Source organism: Pseudomonas sp. RAC1, from assembly GCF_030658255.1.
GTDB lineage: Bacteria > Pseudomonadota > Gammaproteobacteria > Pseudomonadales > Pseudomonadaceae > Aquipseudomonas > Aquipseudomonas boreofloridensis.
This window is the reverse complement of the sequence record NZ_JAUTXS020000031.1, coordinates 133,064-155,582: the sequence shown is the minus strand read 5'-3', so window position 1 is coordinate 155,582 and position 22,519 is coordinate 133,064. Positions and strand designations below refer to the sequence as shown.

The 22,519-nt window shown below is 64.3% G+C and carries 7 protein-coding genes; 1 reads left to right on the top strand and 6 read right to left on the bottom strand.

Annotated elements, in window-relative coordinates:
• Positions 1–50: 50 nt before the first annotated feature.
• From Q7C30_RS11230 to Q7C30_RS11205, 6 genes are all read right to left on the bottom strand, one after another.
• Complete coding sequence (locus Q7C30_RS11230) at positions 51–5,129, bottom strand: SpvB/TcaC N-terminal domain-containing protein (protein ID WP_317871539.1); 5,079 nt, start codon at positions 5,127–5,129, stop codon at positions 51–53.
• Positions 5,122–9,666, bottom strand: a complete 4,545-nt coding sequence (locus Q7C30_RS11225; protein WP_317871538.1) for a neuraminidase-like domain-containing protein — start codon at positions 9,664–9,666, stop codon at positions 5,122–5,124. Before Q7C30_RS11225 ends, Q7C30_RS11230 begins: the two co-directional genes overlap by 8 nt.
• Positions 9,667–9,696: 30 nt before the next feature.
• Positions 9,697–14,361 (bottom strand): Ig-like domain-containing protein, encoded by a 4,665-nt coding sequence (locus Q7C30_RS11220; protein ID WP_317871537.1) that lies wholly within the window; start codon positions 14,359–14,361, stop codon positions 9,697–9,699.
• Positions 14,362–14,561: 200 nt separating this feature from the next.
• Positions 14,562–16,775, bottom strand: coding sequence for a 1,4-alpha-glucan branching protein GlgB (gene glgB / locus Q7C30_RS11215; RefSeq protein WP_317871536.1), 2,214 nt, complete (start codon positions 16,773–16,775; stop codon positions 14,562–14,564).
• A gap of 70 nt (positions 16,776–16,845) precedes the next feature.
• Positions 16,846–20,157 (bottom strand): maltose alpha-D-glucosyltransferase, encoded by a 3,312-nt coding sequence (treS, locus tag Q7C30_RS11210; RefSeq protein ID WP_317871535.1) that lies wholly within the window; start codon positions 20,155–20,157, stop codon positions 16,846–16,848.
• Positions 20,158–20,184: 27 nt separating this feature from the next.
• Positions 20,185–22,218 carry an alpha-1,4-glucan--maltose-1-phosphate maltosyltransferase gene (locus Q7C30_RS11205; RefSeq protein ID WP_317871534.1) on the bottom strand — a complete coding sequence of 678 codons (2,034 nt, stop codon included), beginning with the start codon at positions 22,216–22,218 and terminating at the stop codon, positions 20,185–20,187.
• A gap of 135 nt (positions 22,219–22,353) precedes the next feature.
• On the opposite strand from Q7C30_RS11205, the gene Q7C30_RS11200 reads away from it, so the two are divergent.
• Positions 22,354–22,515 carry a hypothetical protein gene (locus Q7C30_RS11200; RefSeq protein WP_317871533.1) on the top strand — a complete coding sequence of 54 codons (162 nt, stop codon included), beginning with the start codon at positions 22,354–22,356 and terminating at the stop codon, positions 22,513–22,515.
• Positions 22,516–22,519 lie beyond the last annotated feature (4 nt).

Sequence of the window (22,519 nt, the reverse complement as noted above, 5' to 3'; positions counted from 1 at the left end):
TTCATCGAGGGTTGCGCCTGACCGGGCACGACAGTCGCCAGCGACCAGGCTCACTGCACTGTGCTACGGGCCCTGAGTCGGGCCTGCTCGATCACCTCCAGCCAAGTGTCGTTCTCGTCTTCGGACACGGTGAACCAGGGGTACTGCTGCACACGTCGTTCGTAGTTCGCCCATTGCCCCTCGACCTCTTCGCCTGCCGCCCGCACCACGCGGTACTCGCGACCCAGCGCGTCGTAATAGTGGGTGTCGGCATAGATGCCCTCTCGGGCGCTGTCGTCGCTGACCCAGCGCCAGTCATCCAAGTAGAACGGCAGCCAGACACGCACGGCCTGGCCCTTGTTGTCGTACTCGGTCTTGCCGCTGACCGCCCAACGCACAGCCGCATCACGACTGACTGCGCCCCCCTGCGCATTGGCGAGCAACGCGCCCTGTTCGGTACGCACGAACGCTTCACCGGGAGGATTGAGCACCGCGGTCTGCAACAACTGCCCTCCCCCCGTCAGGGTCACGGTAACGCGCACCTGCTGTTCGGGGTCATCGTCGTAGCGGTCGCTGAGGATTTGCACGGTATGCGGCGGCGTGCGCCCAACCATGGCAAAGGGTCCCAGGCCGTTGGCGCTTAGCCGGGCTGCCATTCGCCGCCAGGCCAAGGCACCACACCGACGCGCGGGGTGGGTGCTACCGTCGGTGGTGAGCGCCAGCGGCATCCAGCTGTCGGCGACCACGGTGAAGGCGGTATGCACCGGTACGCCTTTGCTGTCGTTGAGTGCCAGGGCGTCCGCCACGGTCGGCGGCGGCGTGAACGGACGGCCCGAGCAGTAACCGGTCATCACCGCCTCATCGCTGCCCGCTGCGGTTTGCGTGCCGTAGAAGCGGGTATGCAAGACCCTGCCCAAGGCATCCAGGGCCACCTCACTGAGATTGTCGTTGGCATCCTGGATGCGCACCGGTTGCAGAAAACGCCAGTCGTGCGCCTCGATGGTCGATGTCAGTCCGGCGGCATCGCAGACCTTCACCACCACCACATCGTGCGCGCTGTAGCTCAGTTGGCTCGGCCCTGTGACAGTACTGTCCTGCAGACGGTCAGGCTGCCAGAAATGCAGAGCGTCCTGGTAATGGCTGATGCCGTGATGACCACAATAGGCCTGCTCTACCAGCGGCTCACCCGCAATGCAGGGTGCGCCAAGCCCATCGGGATCGGCGGCGTCGGCCAATTCCTCGGCATCCAGCGGCCGGTCCATGGCGATATAGCCACCGCGTTTGAGCAGTTCAGGCAGTGTCTCTTCCTGCAGCGGACGATCCAGCTCTTGCCGCACGGCCAGTAACCAGGCCTGCTCGGCTGCCGTGCGTGCAGGCGAAGACGATGCACGTTGCAACGCGGCCAACAGCGCTCGGCAGAACAGTGCGTCGGCGCTGCTGGCCGACAGCGCGCTGACCAGCGCACCGTGCAGCGTGGCCAAGACAGCGGCGTCTTGCGCGTGCTGTGCGCCGAACCAGACCAGCACCGACCCTAGCGCGGCGTCAGGTACACGACTTTCCTTGCGCAGCGCGCTGTGAAGGCCCTCAGGCAGCGCCTCGGCGGCTTCGTCCAGCAGCCGATCACGCAGGGCCTGTACCGAAATGACGTGCTTGAGCGCCTGGCGCAGCATCTGCGACGCCGCACGGTCGTCAGGCGCCTGTTGCAGATAGGACAGCAACAGCCCATAGGTGACGGCGTGTTCGACCACCGGCAGGCGTCTACGCAGGCGCCCCAGCACCGCCGGGTCGCTGGACGGATTGGCCAGCGCATCCTGCAACACGCCGAGCAGAGTCAGGTCGAACGCCGGACGCAGCACGTCGAGCGAGGCCTTGTCGAGCATCGCGGTGCGGGTGTAGGCCCGCAGTGCCTGGCGCGACGGCTCGCTGCTGGCGCCGCTGCCGTCGGCCTGACGCCACACCGTCTTTTCGTAGCTGGCCAGGACGGTGCGCGCCGGATCACTCAGGGGCAGTCCGTGCTCGAGCAGGTACTCGACAGTGAAGCCACCCTCGGGCACTTGGGCCTGGGCGAAATGCACCACGTCCCGGCGCATGGCGCCTGGCAGCCCGATCACGAAGTCGTCGTCCTTGACCCGGTTGTGCACCGTGGCGCGGCTGAGGCTCACCCAGCAGTCATATTGCTGCTCGTCGCAACTGGCCTCGATCAGCCCGGTCGGCAGGCTGGCCGGGTAGATCTTGCGCTCGACCTCCTCTCGGGCCAGCGCCGCCGGATCGAGCAGGCGTGGATACTTCACGGTGACGCTCTCAAGCACATTGCCATACCGATCCTGTCGCAAGACGATGGCCTGATCCACCTGGGGATCCTGCGGATAGCGCTCACAGTTCAAGCCCAGATGCTGCACGGCGGTGATCAGAGCGGACGGATGCAGGTCGTCAGCCGTGACGCAGGCGCGAATCTGCCAACGCGGGCGCTCGACGCTGTAGGGTTTGTCGGCCTGGGCCTGACCATCCAGGCCGTACACCTCCCGGCGCAGCAACTGCCCCCGCAGTGCGCGGTACAGCCATGTGCGTAGCGCCGGCTCCGGACTGAAGGGGTGCTCACCGTCGCCGGCACCCTGGGTCAAACGCACCTCACCCTGGGGGAACACAGCGTCCATGTCGGTGAAAGCCTCTTCGGCCAACTCATCGAGCGTCTCGATCCCGCAGTGAAACCAGCTCAGGACCCGCGTCGGCGGTGACAGATGGGTGGCCGATGCATCAACCAGCGCGTGGGTATCGGTCTGGACCAGGCGCCTGAAACCGGCGAACTCACGCTCGTTGGAATCCCAGACGCCACCGAGGTAGCGCATCTCGCTGCCAAGCATGACACCGGTGATTTCATTCACCGTGGTCACCCGGCTCAGGGTGTGCACGGGAAACGGCAGATGACTGACCGGTGCGCTGCCCGTGCGATGCGTCGCGGCTGCCTTCTCGTCGAGCCAGGCTTGGGCTGAGCTGCGGTAATCCAGCTCGGTGCGGCTGCCGAGATTGTCGACGATGGTGTGCAGCAACCAGGGACGCCGCTCGTTGAAGCGGTATAGCCAACTGCGCGGGGCATTGTCCGCGCCGTGAGCGGGTACGGTCAGCAACAGGTCGGCCGTGCCCTGCCCGCGCACATCGACGACTTGCACCTGGCACGTGTCGTCCAGGACCAGGCCGTCCGGCGCTTTGATGAAAGGGCCTTCCACGAAGCGGTTGCCGCACTGGCTGACGAACACGCGAATCCCATCGGGCTGCAGGTAAAGGATGTCGGTGGTGCCCGCGCCGTCGGTGTCGGCCAAAAACACCCGCGAGGGATTGAAGTCGGCCACCTCGAATCCGGGAATCCGCAGCGCATCATCGAACCGGCCGTAGCCCAGCGAGGGCCACAGGGTGACCCCCTGGCCGGTGATGCGCACCAGGTGTGCCTGGCCGCTGCCGGCAGGATCGGCGAAGACCACCAATGACTGGTCCAGCGAGGGCAGCGGTACGCTGCCGTGGTACTGCTCGGACCGCGCCGCCAGCCAGCCGCGATTGCCCGCCGAGGGGTACAGACGCACGCTGCGCGGCCCCAGCGCGCGCAACATCACCACGTCAGACTGGCCGTCGCCGGTCAGGTCGGCCAGGCGCATCTGTGGATGATCGTATTCGCTGGGCAACGCCGCGATCGGCACCAGGCCGCTCCAGGCGCCGTCCGTACCGAGCGTGAAGCTGCCCTGCAAGCCACCTGCGGTAACCACCCACTCGGGGCGACCATCGCCATCGAGGTCCATCAAGTCGGCGCGGCCAATGGCCGGCACCTGCGGCAGCGGCTCGGGCGGGCCCCAGGTGATGCAGTCTTCGCCATCGCCGCGTTGGGGCGCGCGATAGTGCCAGGCGTGCTCGTCCAGGTACAGCAACCCCGGCACGCCATCACCGTGAAGATCGGCCAGTTGCCAGGCGTCGGCCCAGAAACCCTCCAGCTCAGGCAGCGCCTCCCACTGCGGCACTGCCCGGCCCGGACGGCTCAGCTCGAACTCCAGCGGGGGCAAGCGCAGATCGACATCGGCGCTGAGTTGTGTTGCGGACACCAGGATGCTGGCCACTGGGCTGCTGTCGTATTCCAGGTGCAGGCGTGCAACCAGTTCGGGTGTCGGGTCTGCCTGCCCGTCCAGCCGCGCGGTACGGTGCCACAACAGCACGTCACGGCACAGACGACGAAGACGCACATTGAAGCCGTAACGCCAGAATGAGTGGCAGTCGTCGCGAACCGGCCAGGACTGCGCGGGTTCCAACACCGGAACCTGCTCAGGATCGGCGCCGCGCTCGCCATAGTCGAACACGGTGAAGGTCAGGAAGTCATTTTCGTCGAACGCCTGCGCCGGAATGAGCAGGCTTTCGCAGGGCGTGGCATTCATGGCGTACACCGCCTGCGGATAAACATTGACGACCCGCGGATGGGCCTCGAGCTCCTGCTGCGAACAGCCCTGTTCGTCCTCCGAGCGATAGCGATACACCACATGCTCGCCACGTGCGGACACCTGCTCTTCGAGGTACCAGCACGCGGTATGCCCGGGCTCGCCAGGCGCGAACAGGCGTGCCGAATCCGACCAGCCATACAGCGAAAGACTGCCGTCGGCCAGGTACTGCAGCCAAAAACCTGGTCCATCGGGATCCTCTTCGGCCTGCCAATGCTCCAGGCGCGAGTCCAGCCCACCGACACGCTCGGTCCACGGAGTGACGGCATACCCCGCAGGTGTCGCGCTGAACGGCAGGCGGGTGGCGCGTCGGGGCTCAGCGGCCCTCAGCAGTTCGCCCCCGGACGGACCGACCAGGCGGTCATGACCGTCATAGCGCGGAAAACCGAAGCGTGTCGTGCACGCCACCGCGGGCAGCGCGTACTCCCACCCCGCGCCGAAAGCACCGTTGCCGCCGGCGCTGGAATAGTTCAGCGCCAAGCTGGCCGATAAGGCTCGGCCTCTGGGCGAAGGCAGCGGCAGGTGCCAACCGGCCGCACCGTCTGGTCCGGCGCTGGACAGCATGCCGCCGCCCACCGAGACCGTGCCGCCACCTTTGGGCAGCGCAGGCGGTGTATAGAACGCCGGGCGCTCGGCGGACGCGTCCGGTTGCAGGTCCTGGGGGCTTTGTTCAGTCACGGCCTTTCCCCTGCTGAGCAGCCTCGGGGGCCGCGCCAGAGGCGTCGGCGCACAGCAATTGTTCGACCTGATCCTCGAACTCAGCACCGCCATGCAGCGCGTAGTAGCGGACCTCCAGAACAACGTCGCTCAAGCTCTCGATCATCTCGCTCTGTTGCGCGTGACGCGGGAAGCGCAGCGTCCAGTCGGAAACGGCTCCGGTGCCCTCGAACGGCAGGTAGCGGTCATCACTATCCGTGCCGCTGACCAGTCCCATGTCCTGCTGCGCCGAGGACAGGCACACCTGCTGCTGAGCGCGCAGGCTCATCATCACGCTTTGCGGCGCCGTCGCCACGTCTGTATCGCCATGGAGGAACTTCACGCCCTCGATGTCGGGCCGGATCAGCAAGCGGCTGCGCTTCTGCGCCAAGGTGGCGCGGATGTTCTGATAAGGCCCCAGCAAGGCAGGCAGCGACAACGCCACGCTGTGCAGACGGCGCAGGTAGTGGCCCGGGTAATCCAGGTCGAATAGGCGCTGCGACAGGGTCAAGCTGATTTCGCCGTCGTCAGTCAGGGCGTTGCGAATCGCGGCCCAGGAGTCCAGGGGGGTACCGGTCTTGTCCATCACCAGATCGAGTTCGAGCAGGGCGTGGAGGGATACGGTCTTGCGCACCTCCAAATGCCGCTCGCCGCGCAGCAGCATCTCCGACTCCAGGCGCATCAGGTCCAGGCGTAACTCCCCGCCAGCGTTGAGCCCATGGCGGTCGGCCTGCCACACCGGCGGACGAATCACGCGCTTCTGGTACTGGCCCGTCTCGTACTGCCAGCAGGCTTCGGCACTGTTGCACAGGCTCACCGCCACATCGAAGAGCGTCGAATGCCAGGCGGTGGCTTGCGAACGCAGCCAGCGATACAGCGCCTCGTTGCTCGAACGGTTCTGGTAGAAGGTGTAGGTCTGCTCAGCCTGGGCCAGCAGTTGGCGGCTGTGGGCCAGCGCGCGCTCGGCGGCCAGCGTGCCGTGCTGCTGGGCCTCGAGCTGCTTGTCGATGACGCGCAGTTCATGCTGCGCCGTCTTGCGCTGCAGATCCCATTCCTGGCGACGGCGGCGCCAGGTTTCAGTGTCGCGCAGGTTATCACTCGCGGTCAGCGCGATATTGGCGACGACCTCGGTGGTGTAGCCCAGTGCCATCAGCGGGCCTTTGTACTCCATGCCACCGTTGGCCAGGCCGAAGATCTTCGGCACCAGATCGGTGAGGTAGGACGCGCCAATGGCGGCACTGGCGACATTGCTGGTAGACCGCCCTGCGGTGTGCAGCCACTGCAAGGCCACCTCGCCGACCGTGACGTTTTCTTCGTAAAGCGCCGAGAAATGATCCACCCGCTGCTCGGCACCGGTGCGCTGCATCTGCAACACCTGCGCGTTGTGCTTTTGCTGCTCGTGCAGTTGCTCCTGAATGGCGATGGCGTACTGGGCGATCTGCGCCGCGTGCCGGAACTGCAGCACCTCCTGCTGGGTGCGCTCCTCCAGTTCCATGTAACTGCGCAGTTGCTCGCCGAACTGGATGAGTGCCGCCACCGCTTCGTGGGCCTTGAGTACCAATGTGCGGAAACGATAAGGCGGTACCACCGTGCGGTTACCCATGGGCCGGGACAACCCGGAGCCTCCGCTCATGCGTGCAGCGAGCAGGTCGAATGGATCGGCGGCCGGCGCATAGAGCGGCAGTTCCATGGGCTGTCCATCGAGCGTCAGGAAATGCCTCAGGTTGTACAGGCGCGCGTCGAGCAACTGCCAGGTATCGAGCAGCTTCTGGTTGACCGGCAGACGAAATGCCGGGTGCACGGCCACGCCGGCCCAGAAGAATGTGTTCAGGTGCTTGGGCAGCTCGCTGGGCTCGACGACCGAGGCCAAGCCCAGCAGCCGTTCATCGCCAGGGCTGGCGTCCAGCAACTGCGAAACGCTGGGAGATTGCCAGGTGCTCACCGAGCGTGCCTGGGGCGCCTCGCCCATCAGGCTGATAGCCATCCGGTAGAGCAGCCAGGCGTGGGCCAGGCTATCGCGGGTCTGCTGACGATAGAAGCTGTCTGCCTGGTCGATGAGCAGCGTGACGTACTGGATGAAAATCGCCTTGCGATAATGCGACGGCGCATGCAGCGCGATCACATGCGGGTCGCTCAGCTCATGCTCGAGTCCCGGCGCTGCCGTGTCCTCGAGCATCAACCAGGCACATTTCCAGTAATCCTGGCCGGGGTGCTCGGTGGCCTCGCGCTTGCGGTAAGGGTCGAAGATCAGGGCCAGCCACCGGCGCGCTTCGTCGTAACGCTCTTCCTCGTGCAGCCGCGAAGCGATCAGGTGCGGCACATGGAAGAACAGTTCGCGCAAATACATGCCGTTGGCATCGTCGATGCTCATGCCGGGGTCCGTAGCGCTTGGGCGCCACTGCTGGAGCTGACGCGCCTTTGCTTTCGCCACGAAGGCCGGTTCCTGCTGGTGCTGGGCATCCCAGGCGAATACCGACTCGGTAGACGCCTCGGCCCGATTGATCAGGTCAGGCACATGCTGGGAGTTCAGACGTACCGCCAGCGGCGCGCCCTTGCCGCCGATACCGGCAAACACCAGGAAATCGGTGCCACTGGACTGCTGATGGATCAACGGTGCCGGCGGCCTGGCCAGCACCTGGGAAGCGGCCAGCGTGACCGTGAAGGTGGACGTTTTATCGCCTGCATCGACGGTGATCTTGACCTCATCTGCGCTGTCATCCACAGCACTGACGAGCCAACCGCTGGTCGCTGCACCTGTGAGCGACCAGTCGCCTGTCCATAGCTCGGTCTCAGCGGCCTTCACCTTGACCGCCTTCACGGTGACAGGCTCGAACGCGATCGCCACGTGGTTCTGTGGGTCGCTCAGCGGGACAGGCGTTGCTGCATCGATCGCCACCTCGAAGCCGGCGCCCTCGCGAACCGCCTGCGGTGCCAGATCCTCCAGGCTCATGGCCTTGTCGAGCTTCACCGATCGACGCGCCACCCATATGAGAAAGGCTACGCCTTGACCACCGAGTTCCGGCTTGAAGTCAGCCCGGGTGAAGGTGGCGGCGTCGCTCAACGACGGATGGCTGAACACCAGTTCGTCGAAGGTCGGTAGTGTCAACATGCTGCAGAACAACTGAACCTCGAGCGTGTCCTGCATCGACACCTGGCATTTGACGCTTTGCGCACCGGGTGTATTGACGAACCGTGAGCAGTACAGCGCATGCAGCCGCCCCTGGTTGCGCCGCTCCAGCGAATAGGTCCGCACATGGAGTTGGTACTTGTCGTCCTGCCTGCTCAGTTGCGCCTCCAGCCCGACGAACTTGTCGTTGCCCGCAGCGGCGGTGACCTTGCGTACCCACTTGTCGCGCGCACTCAGGCGTCGCTGCAACCTGAGCTTGCCCGGCTCGCTGCGAAAATCACCGAGCAACGAGCCGGCCATGCGCTCGTCGAACGATCCTCTGGGGCGCTTGAGCACATCGCGCCACACGTTGAAGTGGTGGGTGTAGCTGCCATCGGCCTTGGGGCTGGCGCAGGCCACCAGCAGTTGATCGTCGCTGCCTCTTGCGCCGGCAATGGCCAGTGCCAGCAATTCATAGGCCGTCGGATCGAAGTTGCCATCTTCGGTGGTGACCTGCGCGCTCCAGAGCAGTTCGGGAGTCGACCAGATGTTGTCCAGGCCCAGGTAAATGATTTCCAGCCTCAGCGGGTAGGTCCGGGCGGCGGAATCCTGCTCCACCTCGAGCGGCGGCTGGTGGTGCAGCCACGCCAGGTGCAGTCGCCCGCACAGCAGCACAAGTCGCGCCTGAATCACGGTGTGCCCACTGGGCATGCCGACCAGTTCCCATTCCGACCAGGCGTCAGGGGCGATGCGCTGGGAATCCTGGTCCAGCCGGACGCTCACGCGACGATGGTAATACTGGCCCTCTGGATCCCTGCCCAGCAGGTAATAGTCGGAATTGGCGTAGGTGTAGCCTTCAAAGTGATCGCCATCGCGTTGTTCGTCGCGGTAATCGATGTAGCCGGAGACCACGCGGATACTGTTCTGGAATTCGTACTGCCGGAGGAAGGCGAGCACCGCGCTGCTGACCGAGGCATCTGAGATGCGCGCCTGCCCCAGGGCATCTTCCAGTGCCTGGAAGGGCTTGGTCTTGTCCAGGCGCAGGTCGGCGCGGATGTAGTTCTCCGGATAGTCCTCCAGCATCTGGTAGGCCGCCCACACCGAGTAGTTGGACATGCCCTGACGCCAGAAGGTGACCAGCTTTTCGTCGAACGTCGCGCGATAGCCAGGCTCGAGGTTGTTGAAGATCGCGTTGACGTAGGTCTGGGTACAGGCGATCGCCTCCGCCAGGTACGAGGTGCTGACTGCCGCGCACACCTGGGTATCGAGCATGAAATAGTGATCCAGATGCTCGGCGCTGATCATGTTCAGCGGGCCAGCATCCAGGCGCTGTGGCATGACGTGATGAATCACATAGGCACTGAGCGCATCACGCCATTGCTCGGTCAAGCGGGCTACCAATTCGGTGTTCATACTCACCTCTGTCATTCGCGTCAATCAGGGTCAAGGCTGCGCCGGCTGAACGATCAGATCGAGCCAGACCACGCGGCTTGCCTTACGGTAAGTAATGCCCAACTGCGGCCGGGACTCGTGCGAGAGCCCCGTCGAAACGGCGGTAAGCGTCCAGCTCACCGTGCGTTCCTCGAAGGAGGCGACCTCACCGAGGCCGGGCTCGAAACTCAGCCCCAGCGCCGGCGCGGAATCGCGTCCGTCATACAGCAGTTGCAGCCCTTCCTTGAGCAGGGGATGGTCGTCGGGCAAGGTGCAACTGAGCGTGTACGTGTCCTGCGCCGCGCCAGGTGCCGGTTGGCGAATGACGACCGGCCCGCCGATCGGCTGACCGTCGAAGCACACCAGCATGTCCAGCGCAGGCAGAAAGATCACCTCGTCGAACTTCACTGCTTGCGGGTCTTCGCCCCAGGTGGCAACCACGGTGCGCGGTCCGGGAGTGGTCGAGCTGAGGATGAACCGCGCCTTGCCTTGGGCGTCCGTGGTCATAGGCTGCGCAGGGTGGCCGCCTTCCTGCACCGTCCAGGTCACCGGACAGCGCTCGACCGGACGGCCATCGCGGGTGCGGACCTGGATCAGGAAGTCGCTGGCGTCGATGCCATCGGCCAGCGGCCAAACGAGCCCTTGCTCGGTCACCACCTCCAACGCGTCCGGCAGAACCTCCAGCGTCAGCTCGCGAGGGTGGAAGCCTGTTTCATCATCGTCCTTCGAGCGCAGGGCCACACGCACCTGCAGCGTCCCGGCCTCGGTGGCGTCGATGCGCAGCCGGGCCTCGCCGTGCTCGTCGGTCTGCGCTTCGCCCTCGAAGCTGGGGCCATCTTCGCCATCGCCACGGGTGCACGCCCACACCAGTTTCTGGCCGCTGGCAGGCTCGCCATTGACGCTGAGCACGGTGGCCTTGACGACGAGTGTGCCGACCACTGCCCAGGAGTCCAGCGCCAGCGCACGAATCGACGGCCGGTCTTCGAATTCCAGCGCGAATATCTGGGGATCGTCGGTACTGCCGGCGTACCACATGGCGACCCTGCCCTGGCCAGGATCCATGCTGCGCAGACGTGCCTGGCTCAGGCCTTCATCGTTGGTCAACGTTTCGCCCGGCGAATCGACGAACTCGCCGATATCGCTCGCCCAGTTGATCAGACGATCAACACCTGGATTGTCGTAGTCGTCGAACAGGCCCGCGACGATGACGTATTCGCCGAGGTTGCCTGCTGCTTGCCACGGCGCCGCAGGCAGCGGGCTCTGGCGAATGAGCGTCAGCGAGTCCTCGTCGCAGTCGATGACGATGGGCGGCGCATAGGCCTCGCTGTCGAGCAAATAGGTGGCCTTGACGTGAGCCACCCCCATCAGTTCTCCGGCGTCGAGTTCGACCGTCACCACGCCGTTGTGGTCGGTATAGCCGAAGCGGCTGAGCAAGGTCCCCAGATCGGTGGTCCAGCTCACGCGAATATCTGCCACCGGCTGGTTGCTCATGTCCAGCAGGGTCAGGCTGATTCGGGTCGATTCGTCCGGCTTGTTGGCGATCAGGCGCGACTGGCTGACCACGCAGCGCGTGGCCAGGCTCTGACGTAGCTCGGCGTCTTCGCCACGGGGCTCGCCGGGGCGGTTGAGGCTGCTGAGCATCTGTTCCGCTGCATCGCGGTGGTCCTGGGTAGAAGCGTGGGAGTCCAGTCGGCTGAGCTTCATCAGCGAGATCGCGCTCAGGCCCGTGCGGTCACTGATGGCTTTGACCTGGGCGAGTACGATCAGATGGTCCAGGTTGCGGACGATACCGTCGGACGTCAGGTGGGTCGCGACATCGAGCACCTCGCGAATGCCCCAGCCCATCCAGTTGGCAATCTTTTCCGCTGCGGCGTCCTTGATCAGGCGCCGCTCGTTCTCGCTCATCTCGCCCAAGGCCGCGATCGCCTGCCAGTAACCCAGCAACTGCTCCTCGGACTGACGGGCGCGTTCCACTGCATGGGTGTAACGCTCCAGGCGATACAACGTCGGCAAGGTCAGCTCCAAGTCGCTCAGGCTCAGGCGCGGACGCTGCGTCGTCGACAGCAGCGTGGCCAGCAGCAGCGGTGAGAGCTTCAGTCGCTCGGCCACCCGGGCATGCCGTTGCATGCGCTGAAGCAGCGGCATGATGGCCTTTGCCGTGGGCGATCGATCATCCAGGGCAGTGAATCTGGCAGCGCTTTCGAGCAGGGCGTGGACCTTGCCCCCCGCCCAGTACACGACCGCGATCACCCGGTCGGCGCTAAGCGCCAACGCTTGCGCCAGACGTTCCTGCACCACGCCCCACTGCTGCGAACGCACGCGCAGCAGCGTGCCCAGGATCAGACTCTTGAGGCGCTGCTGCTCGTCCGGGGCAAGCTCGGGCAATTCGGAATCCAGCGACCCGGGCGTAGCGACCAGCGCATCGATCACTACCTGGATCTCGCGCTCCAGGAACTGCTCGTAAAGCGCCGGTTCGAAGTCTTCTTCCGGCGTGCGCGCCTCGCGAAACAGCCCCAGTTCATCGACGATCTGCTTGAGCTGTTGCTGCCAGCTCGCGGTGCGCAGGGCCATCACGCCCGATTCGGCCAGGTGCTGGTCGAGGTCCTGGAATGGCAAGAGCTCGCGCTTGATGTCGCCCAGCAAGCTCAGCGTTGCCTGCGGCACCACATCGACGGTTTCGATCGGCAGCAACTGTTGCACCAGCCAACTGATCGGCAAGTCCTGCTGCTGACACCAGAGCACGCAGTGGGCTATCGCGTGGACCACGCTGAGGGTATCGGTCTGGGAAAAATTCCGGTGCATGGCATTGGTCGGTCGCCCGGCAGCCTGCAACGCGTAGAGCCCTTCGGGGCTGAGGGTTTCCAGCAACGACAGCAGTTCGATGGTGCTGATCGACAGCAGCCTTGCCAGCAAGGTCACTCGGTAAAACGCCGAGATCACCGGCAGCGAGCGGCGCAACGTCTCGCTGCCCTGCGCTTGCATGACCGTGCGGGACAGGTAGCGGAAGGTTTCCAGGTTGATCCCCAGGCCATGGCACAGTTGGTCGATGGTACGTTTGCTGTGCGGATCGTCCCCGGAGAGGCTGAACACCTCGTCGTCGAGCACCAACGGCAAGGCCGCGCCGCTGTTGAACACCCGGTCGAAGTGACTGGGGGTATCGCCAACGCCATGGACACCCATGTTCGACAATAAGGTGGCGAAGTCTTCGGCACTGCAGCCCAGGCGTTTGCGCAGGAACTGGAACACCCCCAGACCACGCAAGGTGTTGGTGCTCATCCACAGCGGGGAAGCCTCGAGCAGTGGGCGGCGCTTGAGTTCGGTGGCTGCAACCTGCTCGGCATCGATGATCGCGCAGACCACCTGATCGACCTGCACATAAGGCAACTGCAGGGCATGGGCCAGGCGCATGAAGCGGTTGATGCGATCCAGGCGCACCGGCGTCAGGTTCAGGAAGTAGTGCAGTTGCGGATCGACGGCACTGCTGTCGACCGCCACAGGCTCACCGACGCTACTGTTGATGAAGCGCGCACCGAACGCCGCGGCACCTGAATCCGCCACATCGCTGCGGACATTGTCCGAACGCCGAGGCGCGTGGCCGGCCAGGGCGAACAGCGACTCCATCTGCATCTGGTCGATCTGCACGACCTGGCAAAACGATACGACCCGGCGTAGCGTCGCCTCCCCTTGCACACCAAAGTTCTCCAGGAAAAACTGCGCGCTGGCGTCTCGCTCCTCGTCGGCATGGGCGGCACTGGTCGGATCGCGCAGTGCCAGCAGCTTGCGATTCTGTGGGTCGACGCGTAGTTGACTACCGCTACCGAAATACGGCCGTTCGACCAGGATGGACCGCAGCGCCGGGCCCAGCTCGCTTTCCTGCTGGAGGGCCGAATCGGACCAGTGCGAATGGGCCCCTGGCTGGATGAAATAGGGGTTGTCGAGATCGCCAAGACGCGCCACATCGCCCAGGTGCAGGTCGTTATGTGCAAGCACGGTGAGAATCTGCTGCCAATAGGTTTCATAGGGGAACAAACGCAGCGGATGACGAACCTGCAGCAGCCTGTCCTCGACGGCAGACGATTCCCCCTTGCGCTGCTGCTCATCGACGATTGCCCGTTCGAGCACCTGGTTGACCACCTCCACCTGCGGCACCTCTCGACTCAGGGTGCGATGGTCGAGGGTCAGTTCGAACAGGTCTGGGCGGCGCACCGCCAGTGGTCGCAGGTCGGGGTGCAGATTGTCGCCTTCGATGTACTGCTTGACGAAGCTGAGCATGTCGATCAGATACGCGGCAGGCGAGGTGGTGGCGTCCACGGCATCGGGCCGGGCGTTGTTGGCCCAAGAGGGCGAAAACTGGTTTTCGTAAGTGGGACCGGTGCTCAGGGCGAGCGGCCCTTTGCGTTCATCCAGTGGCCGTGGCGCAGTGGCGATGAGTCGCTGTTCACGGAACGCGCGCATCATGGCCGCGCTGGCGACGTCCAGACGCCCCTGCAGACGATGGACCTCGCTGGCTTGCAGGGTGGGAAACTGCGCCATCAAGGCCGCCTCACCGCTGCGCTGCAAGGCCATCACCGAGGACGGTACCTGCAGCGTATCGACCAGCGAGGCGTGAGCAGGCAACTCGCTCGCAAGAATCTTCTTCAGTAAAGCCTGCGTATCACTTGCTTTGCGTTTTGGCATAGCTGTTCCCCGAGCTCCGTCCGAGATGCCCCTGCGCGAGTGACTGGGCAGTCACGGCGCTTGAAGTTCAAGGGATCTTAGGAGCGACGAACAACTGGGGAAACTGACAAAATTATCAGGTGCAGCGCACCTACTGCTACACAGACGCCCTGGCCGCAGCCAGAACGGGCCGCTGCCAAGGCGCAGACTGCCTCATACGCTTACTGGCCAGGTCTCATCACCAATACGCCCAGCGGCGGCAGGTTCAACGCCAGCGACAGCCCCTGACCGTGGCTGGGCAACGGCTCTGCCTGGACGCCGCCAAAGTTGCCCACATTGCTGCCGGCGTAAAGCTCGGCATCGCTGTTGAGCAGTTCCTCCCAATGCCCTTCGAACGGCACCCCGACGCGGTAACCCTGGCGCGGCACCGGGGTGAAGTTGGCCACCACCAGCAACGGCTCGCCCGCGCTGCTCCAGCGCAGCCAGGCGTAGACGCTGTTCACCGCGTCGTCGCCGATCAGCCATTGGAAGCCCTGGGGCTGGCAGTCCTGCTCGTGCAGGGCGGGGTACTGGCGATACAGCCGGTTGAGATCGCCCACCAGCTTCTGCACGCCCTGGTGCTCGGAGTACTGCAGCAGGTACCAGTCCAACTGCTGGTCATGGTTCCATTCACGCCACTGGCCGAACTCGCAGCCCATGAACAGCAGCTTCTTGCCGGGGTGCATCCACATGAACGCCAGATAGGCGCGCAGGTTGGCGAACTTCTGCCAGCGGTCGCCCGGCATCTTGTCGATCAGCGAATGCTTGCCGTGCACCACCTCGTCGTGGGAAATCGGCAGGATGAAGCGTTCGGAATAGGCGTAGACCAAGCCAAAGCTCAGTTCGTTGTGGTGATGCGCGCGGTGGATCGGATCGTTCTGGATGTAGTGCAAGGTGTCGTGCATCCAGCCCATGTTCCACTTGTAGGCGAAGCCCAGGCCGCCCTGCTGGGTCGGCTGGCTCACGCCGGGCCAGGCGGTGGATTCCTCGGCGATGATCAAGGCACCCGGGGCCTCGTGCAGGGCCACATCGTTGAGCTGGCGAATGAACTCGATGGCTTCTAGGTTCTCGCGCCCACCATGACGGTTGGGCACCCACTCCCCCGCTTTGCGCGAATAATCCCGATACAGCATGGACGCCACCGCGTCCACACGCAGGCCGTCGATGTGGAAGTGCTTGAGCCAATGCAGTGCCGAGGCCAGCATGAAGCCACGGACTTCGTTGCGGCCCAGGTTATAGATCAGCGTGTTCCAGTCCTGGTGAAAGCCTTCGAGCGGGTTGTCGTACTCGTACAGCGCGGTGCCGTCGAAGCGCGCCAGGCCATGCTCATCGGTGGGAAAGTGCGCCGGCACCCAGTCCAGAATCACGCCAATGCCGCCTTGGTGACAGGCGTCGATGAAGGCGGCGAAATCTTCGGCCGTGCCATAGCGCGAGGTGGGCGCGAACATCGACAGCGGCTGATAGCCCCAGGACCCGCCGAACGGGTGCTCCATGATCGGCAGCAGCTCGATGTGGGTGAAGCCCAGTTCCTGCACATAGGGCACCAGGCGTTCGGCCAGCTCACGCCAGTTGTAGAAACGTGCGACTTCGCCGGTTTCGTTCAGCTCACAGCGCCAGGAGCCGGCGTGCAGTTCGTAGATCGACAGCGGCGCGCTGTAGGCATGGCGTTGGGCGCGCTGCTCCATCCACTGCTGGTCCTGCCACGTATGGCCCAGCGCACCGGCCACCTTAGACGCCGTGCTGGGCGGCAGTTCCGTGGCCCGAGCCAAGGGGTCGGCCTTGAGCGGCAGCACGCCATCACGGCCCAACACCTCGAATTTGTAGGTCTCGCCTATGGCCAAGCGCGGGATGAACAACTCCCAGACACCGGCATTGTGGCGCAGGCGCATAAGGTGGCGACGGCCATCCCAGTTGTTGAACGCCCCGACCACCGAGACGCGCCGGGCGTTGGGCGCCCACACTGAGAAGCACACCCCATCCACGCCCTCGACCTGCATCGGCTGGGCGCCGAAACGCCCGGAGAGGTCGCGATGGTTGCCTTCGGCGAACAGGTACAAGTCCATTTCGCCCAGTTGCGGGCCGAAGCTGTAGGGGTCTTCAGTGGTCTGCTCGCCCCCGGCCCAGCCGATCTGCAAGCGGTAAGGGCTGCGCGTATCCACATGCGCAAAGAACAGGCCCGGCAGGCTGCCCTGCTCCATCTGCGCCAGCACTCGATCGTCGTCGCGCGCCAGCACCCTCGCACTCAGCGCCCCCGGCAGGAACGTGCGGATGACGTGACCGCCTGCACCGTCATCGTGCGGCCCCAGCACTGCAAAAGGATCGGCATGCTCGGCGCTGGCCAGGGCGTCGAGATCGCGCTGCCGAAGTCCGCCATTGCTGCGCGTGGTTGGATTCATCTGACTCTTCCTTAACAGGTGATTTCGGTAGTGGGCTCAAACGTAAACGGTGACACCGGCGACATGTCCTTCAAGACTCGCCCCACGTGCTGATCAGTCCATGCAAGCCATGCAAAGGCACGGCCAGCCAGCTCGGACGATTCTCCGCTTCATAGGTGATCTCGTACGCGGCTTTCTCCAGGCAGAACAACTCCAGTGCCGCACGCTCGCCATCGGCCTGCTGCCAGGCATGGGGCATGGCGGCGGTCGCAAGGCCGTAGGCTTGAACGAAGGCATGACGTGACTGGTGCAGGTACTGCCGGGCGATGCGTTGACGGGCCTGGCCGGCAGCCTCGGACGAGTCCACCGCCGAGGCGCTGCGCAGGATCATCGCAGCAGCATAGTCGAAGGAGCGCAGCACACCGCTGACGTCTTTGTACGGGCTGTGCATGGCACGCCGTTCGTCCAGCGGACGCGAGGGCTCACCTTCGAAATCGATCAGATAGGCATCGCCCTGCACCACCAGCACCTGCCCCAGATGCAGGTCGCCGTGCACGCGCATCAGCAGCCCCCCTTGGGCCTGCTGCGCCAGGTGTTCGATGTGCTGGGCCAAGCCTTCGCGCTGTTGTTGCAGATCGTCGACCAACGCCTGGCTGTCGGCATCCAGCTGCGCGCGGTGCTGGCCCAGCAGGTCCAGCGCGTGGCTCAGTTCGGCGGCGATCTGCGCGCCCCAGCGCGCACTGTCGGTGGCATCGCTGGGGCGCGGTGCGAAGGCTGAATCATCGGTCGGCGCGCCAAGCAGCAGGTGCATCTCGCCCAGGCGTTGGCCCAGCAAGGTGGCAAAACCGGCCAGCTCGGCCAGGGCATCGGTATGCGCCTCGGCGCTGGCATGGTTGGGCTCCATCTCATCGCGGATCGCCCGCTCCAGGGTATTCTGGGTCCAGGACCAGGCATCGCCCTGATTGCTCAAGTAGCCTTGGGCGATCATCAACAGGTGCGGTTGCTCCTGCGCATCCACGCGGCTGACCCAGGCCAGTAACGGCGAGATATTGGCGAACCCGGCTGCCGTGAGGTAGGCGCTCATTTCCAACTCGGGGTGAATGCCCGGATTGACCCGGCGGATCAACTTGAGGACGACACGCTCTCCAATCACCACCGAACTATTGGACTGCTCGGCACTGAGGTAGCGCACCGCGCTGTCTTCGCCCAATTGCAGGGCAGCCAGTTGCTCGGTGCACTCGAAGCGCAGTTCGCCCGCTTCGGTCGGCAGCTGGCTGCCCTCCTGGCAGGCCCGCAGCACGGCGCGGATGAAAGGTTCCTGGACGAAGGCGTCGGTGATCAAGCCGACCTGACGCCCGCGACGCACCCGCGACAGCGCCAGTTGCTGGGGCAAGGCGCTGTTGATCTGCTCTTCGGGCAGCAGACCGAGTGGCAGTTGGTAATGGGTGCTCAGGCCGTCGCTGACCACCTCCAACTCGCTGAGCAGCACCGGGTTGCTCGGGGTGCCGAAGCGCACGCCATATCGGATGCGCACCGCATCGATCGGCGCTTCCTTACCGGCGAACCAGCGGCGCTTGGGCAGGTACTGGGGCAGGATGGCGTCCTGCAGGGTGTCGATGGAGGGCGCTTCGAGCAGTTCCTCCAGGCGCTGGCGCAGCACGAGCGTGGTCAATTCGGGCATTCCTTCGGAGGGTGTGTTGTGCCAGCTGGGCAGGCTGTCATGGGAGGCCAGCAGGAACCAATAGAAACCATAAGGCGACAGGGTCAGCAGAAACGGCAGTTGTCCGATCGGCGGGAACGCGTTGCCGCCGAGCATTTCCACCGGCACCTTGTCGACATAGGCCGACAGGTCCAACTCGGCGGCCTGGGCAGCGCGCGACACGTTGGCGACACAGAGGATGACTTCGGTATTGCCCTGGCCATCGGTGTACTCGCGCACGTACGCCAAGATGCGGCGGTTACTCGGGCTGAGCATCCTCAAGGTGCCGCGACCGAAGGCCTTCTGCTGATTACGCACCGCCAGCAGGCGGCGGTTCCAGTTGAGCAGCGAATGCGGGTCGTGGCCTTGCGCTTCGACGTTGACGGTCTGGTAGCCGTACAGCGGGTCCATCACCGGCGGCAGCACCAGGCGCTGCGGGTCGGCTTTGGAAAAACCGCCGTTGCGGTCAGGCGACCACTGCATCGGCGTGCGCACGCCATCCCGGTCACCCAGATAAATGTTGTCGCCCATGCCCAGTTCATCGCCGTAGTACAGCGTCGGCGTGCCGGGCATCGACAGCAGCAGGCTGGTGAGCAATTCGATGCGCCGACGGTCGCGTTGCAGCAGCGGCGCCAGGCGTCGACGGATGCCGAGGTTGATGCGCGCTCGACGGTCTTCGGCGTAGTAGTTCCAGAGGTAGTCGCGCTCGCGATCGGTGACCATCTCCAGCGTCAGCTCATCGTGGTTGCGCAGGAAGATCGCCCACTGGCAGTTGGCGGGAATCTCCGGGGTCTGGCGCAGGATATCGGTGATGGGGAAACGGTCTTCCATGGCCAGGGCCATGTACATGCGCGGCATCAAGGGGAAGTGAAACGCCATGTGGCATTCATCGCCATCGCCTTCGCCGAAATACGGGCGCGTGTCTTCCGGCCACTGGTTGGCCTCGGCCAGCAGCATGCGGTCGGGGTAGTTGGCGTCGATCTCGGCGCGAATCGCCTTGAGCACCCGATGGGTCTCGGGCAGGTTCTCGTTGTTCGTGCCGTCGCGTTCGATGAGATAAGGGATCGCATCCAGCCGCAGACCGTCCACGCCCAGGTCGAGCCAGAAGCGCATCACCCCGATGACCGCCTTCATCACCTGCGGGTTGTCGAAGTTCAAATCGGGCTGATGGGAATAGAAACGGTGCCAGAAGTACTGGCCTGCGACCGGATCCCACGTCCAATTGGACTTCTCGGTGTCGAGGAAGATGATCCGCGTGCCGTCGTACTTCTGATCGTCATCGGACCAGACGTAGAAGTCGCGGGCCTTGCTGCCGCGCTTGGCACGCCGTGCACGCTGGAACCAGGGATGCTGGTCGGAGGTGTGATTGATGACCAGCTCCGTGATCACCCGCAGCCCACGCCGATGCGCCTCGGCAATGAAGCGTCGGGCGTCGGCGAGGCTGCCGTAGTCCGGATGCACGGACTTGTATTCGGCGATGTCATAGCCATCATCGCGCCGTGGCGAGGGATAGAACGGCAGTAACCAGAGGGTGTTGACGCCCAGCGCGGCGATGTAGTCGAGCTTGCTGATCAGGCCGGCAAAATCACCGATGCCGTCGTTGTTGGCATCGAAGAACGACTTGATGTGCAACTGGTAGATCACCGCGTCCTTGTACCACAGCGGGTCGTCGATGAAGGCTGCCGGGCGGGAACGCTTGGCCATGGGGGACTCCTTGGAAGACGACCGTGATCAATCCAGACGGCTGATGCGCCAGATACCGAACGGCTGATACCCAGGATCGATGCGCATCCATTGGGTCTTGCCATGCCAGGTCCAGCGGTGCCCCGTCATCAAATCCTCGCCGTGGGTATCGGCGTGGTCGTCCAGCCCCAATTCCCACAGCGGCAGCTCGAAGTGCGCCTCCTGTGGGTTGTGCGGGTCCAGGCTGATGGCAATCAGGATGTAGTTGTCGCGCTCGGCGGTGCGCTTGGCGAAGTACAGGATCTGGTCGTTCCAGCAATTGAGGAAGGTCACCCCCAGATGCGTCTGCAAGGCGGGGTTTTGCCGGCGGATGCGGTTGAGCTGGGCGATCTCGGCGATGATGTTCCCAGGCGCGGTGAAGTCCCGCGGACGGATCTCGTACTTCTCCGAATTGAGATACTCCTCCTTGCCTGGCAGCGGCGCGCCTTCGCACAGCTCGAAGCCCGAATACATGCCCCACAAGCCCGAACCCATGGTCGCCAACGCGGCGCGGATGAGAAAGCCCGCACGGCCGTTATTCTGCAGGAAGAACGGGTTGATATCCGGTGTGTTGACGAAGAAATTGGGCCGGTAGCACAGGCTCCAGGGCGGCTGGTTCAGCTCTTCGAAATACTCGCGCAGCTCCGGCTTGGTGTTGCGCCAGGTGAAGTAGGTGTAGCTCTGCGCATAACCCACCTTGCCCAGCCGCGCCATCATCGCCGGACGGGTAAAGGCTTCGGCGAGGAACAGCACGTCAGGGTACTGGCTACGCACATTGGCGATCAGCCATTGCCAGAACGGCAGCGGCTTGGTGTGCGGGTTGTCGACCCGGAAGGTACGAACGCCCTCTTGCACCCAACCGATGATGACGTCACGCAACGCCAACCACAGCGACGGCATGGCGTCGGGCGCGTAGAAATCGACGTTGACGATGTCCTGATACTTCTTCGGCGGGTTTTCGGCATAGCGGATGGTGCCGTCCGGGCGCCAACTGAACCAGCCGGGGTGCTCGGTGAGCCAAGGGTGATCCTGGGAACACTGGATGGCGAAATCCAGGGCGATTTCAAGGCCGTGCTCGGCAGCGGCGGCCACCAGGCGGCGGAAGTCTTCACGGCTACCCAGTTGCGGATGGATCGCCTCGTGGCCGCCATCAGGGCTACCAATAGCGTAGGGACTGCCCGGATCGTCGGGACCGGCCTGCAGGGAATTGTTGCGTCCCTTGCGATGCTGTTTGCCGATGGGGTGGATGGGCGGGAAATACAGCACGTCGAAGCCCATGTCGCGGATCATCGGCAGGCGCTGATGCACATCATTGAAGGTGCCGTGACGTTCGGCCTCGTCGGTGATCGAACGGGGGAACAGCTCGTACCAACTGGCGAAAAGCGCTTGTTCTCGATCGACATCCAGCGGTAGTTCGCGGCTGCAGGTCAGGTAGCTGCGGTGCTCAGCCTTGCCCATCAGCTCGGCGCTGTGCGGGTCGAGCAGCAATGCCACCTGCTCATCGGCCGACAGGCTCGGCAGGCGCTGCTGCAACGTCTGCAACTGCTCACGCAACGCGCCTTCACTGCGGTCCACGCCCTTGCCCAGCAGCAGCCGACCTTCTTCCAACTCCAAGGTCACCTCGACCCCGGCGTGGTACTTCTTTTCCAGGTCGTGACAATAGGTGGCGTAGGGGTCGATCCAGGCTTCGATGCAAAACAGGTGAAGGCCCAACTCAGCGGGTGTGAATTCGGCGGTCCACAGGTCGTTGCCTTCGGCGAACATAGGCACCGCGTGCCATTGACGACTGTGCGCCTGGCGCCAGTGCAGCAGCACCGACAGGCGGTCGTGGCCGTCGCTGTAGACCTTGCTGGTCACCGCCACCGGCTGATTGCGGATGGCTTTCACGGCAAAGGCCCCACCGTCGAGCACCGGCGTGGTGTCTTCGATGACGATACGCGGCGCCAGCAGCGCCTGGGACAGATTGATGGCCTGGTCGGGATGATCGTTGGCCTTGGGCACTTGCTCGAAAGGCGCTGCTGCAACGGGCTCGTTACCTGACATCGGACCTTGCTCCCCTGGCTGGTGGCGGTAAGGGTTCAGAGCCTGGGGCTAGAGCGGGGTTCCATAAAAATTGAGCGATTGCTGCCCAAGTCATGTCGTACCTGTACACCCTTGGAACACCGACGAGGTCCGGCCATGAACATTCCGACCAATCCTGAAACACCCGATCCGAATATCGACGAACCGACACTGCCGCCGCCGGTGCCGGAAAAGGAGCCGGATCCCTTACCGATAAAGCCGACCGTCCCACCGACGGTGGGTGATCCGCCCAGTGATGAGCCGCCGGTCAAGGCGTGAAGAT

Bases quoted from the DNA above. Each gene is read 5' to 3' on its own strand.
- Q7C30_RS11225 (WP_317871538.1), bottom strand. From the start codon at position 9,666: ATGAACACCGAATTGGTAGCCCGCTTGACCGAGCAATGGCGTGATGCG.
- Q7C30_RS11220 (WP_317871537.1), bottom strand. From the start codon at position 14,361: ATGCCAAAACGCAAAGCAAGTGATACGCAGGCTTTACTGAAGAAGATT.
- Q7C30_RS11205 (WP_317871534.1), bottom strand. From the start codon at position 22,218: ATGTCAGGTAACGAGCCCGTTGCAGCAGCGCCTTTCGAGCAAGTGCCC.
- glgB (WP_317871536.1), bottom strand. From the start codon at position 16,775: ATGAATCCAACCACGCGCAGCAATGGCGGACTTCGGCAGCGCGATCTC.
- Q7C30_RS11200 (WP_317871533.1), top strand. From the start codon at position 22,354: ATGAACATTCCGACCAATCCTGAAACACCCGATCCGAATATCGACGAA.
- treS (WP_317871535.1), bottom strand. From the start codon at position 20,157: ATGGCCAAGCGTTCCCGCCCGGCAGCCTTCATCGACGACCCGCTGTGG.